Here is a 2,668-nt window from a genome sequence, read left to right on the forward strand (position 1 = left end):
AGGCGGGCATAGGCCCGTTCGGCCCGATGCACCCGCCGTGCATCGGGCTTGGTGCGCACCGATTGATACTCCACCGTCACGCCGTCCCGGGTGACCGGCGTGGCATAGGCACTGACCCAATAGTGATCGCCGTTCTTGCAGCGATTTTTCACCATGCCCATCCACGAGCGACCGCTTTTCAATACCTGCCACATGTGCGCAAACGCCGCGGCCGGCATGTCCGGGTGACGCAGCAGGTTGTGCGGCGTGCCCAGCAGCTCCTCGCGGGTGTAGCCGCTGATATCGATGAAGTCCTGGTTGGCGTAGGTAATTGCGCTGGTCAGGTCGGTGGTCGAGAGGATATTGGCGTCGGGGGCAAAATCCACATTTCGACCGGTGACCGGCAGATTGATCTTCATGGAAAAGCGCGCTCGTGATTGTTGGAGGAGTCGGCAGGGCGTCGACTCTAAGCGCACCGGTTGGGCAAATACTGATCCAGCTCATGTTCCGCGCAATTAATTGGCCATTACGGTCTGGAGAGCGGCGCGTCCAGGCGGTAGGGCTCGATGATGCGTTGGTATTCGCCGCTCTGCTTCAGTTGCTCGAGGGCGTGATTGAGGGCGCTGCGCAAGGCGGTGTCGGGCTTGCGCAGTGCGATCGCCACGCCGTTACCCAGCAGTTCGGTGGAGACGTGAGGGCCGAGGAAGTCGAAAACCTGACCATCAGCGGTGTCGAGCAGCGCCTCACGGATTTCCACGGTGCCTTGCAATGTTGCATCGATGTCGCCTGCCAGCAGGCTGCGGATCAACTCGTCATTGCGCCAGAATGCCTTGACGATGACCCCCTTGGGCGCCCACTTCGACAGGGCGAAGGCTTCGCGGTTGCTGCCCACCAGAACGCCCACGCGCTTGCCCTTCAGTGACCGTGGGGTCGGCTTCAACCCCGATGTCTTGCGGGCCACCAGGCGCGTGGTGATCGGATAAAGGTTATCGGTGAAATTCACCCGCTGGCGCCGTTTCAGTGTAGGGGCCATGCCCATGATCGCGTCGAATTGCCTGGCTTCAAGGGCGGGGAAGTTTTCCACAAGGACCTGGTCGACCCAGGTACACCGCACATTGAGCTGTATGCATAAGGCATTGCCCAGCTCGATGTTCAGCCCTGCAAGCTGGCCATGTTGATTGCGGCTTTGGAAGGGTGGAAATTGCGCAGCAACGGCGAAACGAATTTCATGCCGTGGTTGACCGCTGGCCGCAGTGGTGGAGAAAACGCTGGCCATCAGCGACAACAACAGCACGACACAGGTGCGTATCAGAACCACAGGGGACGTCCTTTTCCAGAAAACCAGCTTTACCACGTCCAGCCCCGAGCGAAAGAGTCGGGGCAAGCGGGTGTCATGCAAGCTTTCAAGAATTGGCCGCAGGCCTACAAGGCGAAACGTCAGTAACTGTTGTAGGCATAAATCTCCATTACGGAGGATTTATTACCGGTCAGCGCTTGCCCATCGAGCGACGGGTGCCGGGAGGCGCCATGCCCGGGCTCTTGGTGTGGCCGTTCCTGGCGCCGTTTTTGTACCACGGCTGGCTGGCGTTTTTCGCCCCGGCCAGTTCGCCCGGCTTGAACGGAAACTTGAACGCCGGGATCTCGGCCTTGGTTTCGCCTTCGACGCTGTCAGGGTTGGCCTGTTGGTCGATGTCGACCGCTTCAACAGCGGATTGTGTCGGGGAATTCATGGAAGCTCCGGGGAGTACTGAAAATGACGCGGGCCCGACTTGCAGGCCACACCGCCGCGCAGTATACCTGCGCGCCTCGGATCTTTAACCACTGCTCGTACGAATGGTCGGACTTTACTGACGGCGCTGTCAGTTAGCAGTCACTTTGCTGACCCGGTTGGCGGGCTATAAAGAGCCTTCATTCTTCCGATCCTTTGCCCTGGCGCCTCACCCCATGCACATTCAACGAAAACCTGCCTTGATCGTGGGCGTCCTTGTGGTACTGGCCGTGGTTGCCTGGGTGGTGACCCGCCCGGCCAAGACCAAACTGACCGCATCGTCGGCGATCCCGGTGCGGGTGATCAGCGTCAAACAGCAGGACATCCCGCGGTTTGTCAGCGGCATCGGCTCGGTGCTGTCGTTGCACAGCGTGGTGATTCGCCCGCAGATCGACGGCATCCTTACCAAATTGCTGGTCAAGGAAGGTCAACTGGTGAAGGCCGGTGACCTGCTGGCGACCATTGATGACCGCTCGATCCGCGCCAGCCTGGACCAGGCCAAGGCGCAACTCGGGGAAAGCCAGGCGCAACTGCAAGTCGCGCTGGTCAACCTCAAGCGCTACAAGGAACTGAGCATCGACGACGGCGTGTCCAAGCAGACCTATGACCAGCAACAAGCCCTGGTCAACCAGCTCAAGGCCACGGCCCAAGGCAACCAGGCCGCGATTGATTCGGCCCAGGTGCAGCTTTCGTACACCCAGATTCGCTCGCCGGTTACCGGTCGCGTCGGGATTCGCACAGTGGATGAAGGCAACTTCCTGCGCATGAGCGACACCCAGGGCTTGTTCTCCGTGACCCAGATCGACCCGATTGCCGTCGAGTTCTCCCTGCCGCAACAGATGCTGCCGACCCTGCAAGGCCTGATCGCCGCGCAACTGCCCGCCGACGTCAACGCCTACATGGGCGCCGACACCGACGGCC

Annotated in this window: 4 protein-coding genes; 1 reads left to right on the top strand and 3 read right to left on the bottom strand. The window is 60.6% G+C overall.

The window, feature by feature from the left end:
- The 3 genes from HX846_RS25335 to HX846_RS25345 all read right to left on the bottom strand — a co-directional run.
- A partial coding sequence (locus HX846_RS25335; protein WP_178966320.1) for a PAS domain-containing protein occupies positions 1 to 398 on the bottom strand: 398 nt, incomplete at its 3' end.
- A 107-nt stretch (positions 399 to 505) separates the two neighbouring features.
- A complete protein-coding gene (locus HX846_RS25340; protein ID WP_008434195.1) occupies positions 506 to 1,297 on the bottom strand; it encodes a transporter substrate-binding domain-containing protein in 792 nt (263 codons plus the stop codon).
- 169 nt (positions 1,298 to 1,466) lie between these two features.
- On the bottom strand, positions 1,467 to 1,709 hold the full coding sequence (locus HX846_RS25345) for a hypothetical protein (RefSeq protein ID WP_178966321.1): 243 nt from the start codon (positions 1,707 to 1,709) through the stop codon (positions 1,467 to 1,469).
- A gap of 214 nt (positions 1,710 to 1,923) precedes the next feature.
- On the opposite strand from HX846_RS25345, the gene HX846_RS25350 reads away from it, so the two are divergent.
- On the top strand, positions 1,924 to 2,668 hold a 745-nt coding region (locus HX846_RS25350), incomplete at its 3' end, for an efflux RND transporter periplasmic adaptor subunit (protein ID WP_178966322.1).

Source organism: Pseudomonas sp. K5002 (assembly GCF_013386655.1).
GTDB lineage: Bacteria > Pseudomonadota > Gammaproteobacteria > Pseudomonadales > Pseudomonadaceae > Aquipseudomonas.